Raw genomic sequence first — 840 nt, 5'->3', positions numbered from 1 at the left:
GAAAGGCCCAGCACCCAGCGGATGGCGGCGCCGACGTGCTGCTCGACCGTGGGGTACTGACGGTTGGCGGAAACGCGTTGCTTCAGGGGGCGCCACAGATGATCCATGCAGTTGAGTTCTGAGCGCTGCTTGGGCAACAGCAGCAGGTGGATTCCGAGGCGAGCGGCGAGCTGCTGGGACTTCTGGGCCGTGTGACAGCTGGCGCGGTCCAGCACCAGCAGCAGCGGGCGGCCGGGGTAGGCGGCACGCAGGGCGCGCAGAAAGTCCATGAAGTCTTCGCGCCTGGCGCGCTGGGTTGCCAGCACCACGCGCTTGCCGGTGCGCGGATTGATGGCGCCCCACAGCGTGCGCTTGGCGTTTTCGCCTGTAATCGGCACCACGGCTTGCTTTCCCAGCGGGGCCCAGACGGCGCGCAGCGGCGGAAACCACCGCAGCACCGTGCTGTCCATGACGAGCAGCACGGCCCGGGGGAGCAGGCGTTTGAGCCGTTTCAGACGGCGGACAAGGCCCCCTTTTTCTGCCCTGGATGGGGGGCCGCCGTGGCGTACACGTACCGTGGCCGCTTCCACGCCAGACCCGCCTCGTGCAACCGGCGGCGCAGTGTGCGGGGCGACACTTCGACGCCCTGTCGCTTCAGGTGCGTGCACAGCAGCGGCACCGTCCAGCCGTGGCTCGCCCAGGACTCCTTCTCTGGGCTGCCTCGGACGACTTCGCGCAGGCGCTCGGCCGTCAGGCGTGGCGCTTTCCTCGGCCGACCCTGCCGCGGGGCATCTCGCAGCGCTTCGGGGGTACGCTGCGCCAGATAGCGCTCCAGCCAGAAGTAGACGGCTGGCCGACTCA

At 69.3% G+C, this 840-nt stretch carries 2 protein-coding genes; both read right to left on the bottom strand.

The window, feature by feature from the left end:
• Positions 1 to 461 (bottom strand): IS630 family transposase (locus D7Y13_RS41840; protein ID WP_120586209.1); only part of this gene is annotated, 461 nt, incomplete at its 3' end.
• Positions 462 to 490: 29 nt separating this feature from the next.
• Positions 491 to 840 (bottom strand): helix-turn-helix domain-containing protein (locus D7Y13_RS41835; protein ID WP_199733009.1); only part of this gene is annotated, 350 nt, incomplete at its 5' end.

The sequence above is a fragment of the Corallococcus praedator genome, from assembly GCF_003612125.1.
Lineage (GTDB): Bacteria > Myxococcota > Myxococcia > Myxococcales > Myxococcaceae > Corallococcus > Corallococcus praedator.
The sequence above is the reverse complement of the archived record's forward strand: the minus strand, read 5'-3'. Positions and strand labels throughout refer to the sequence as shown.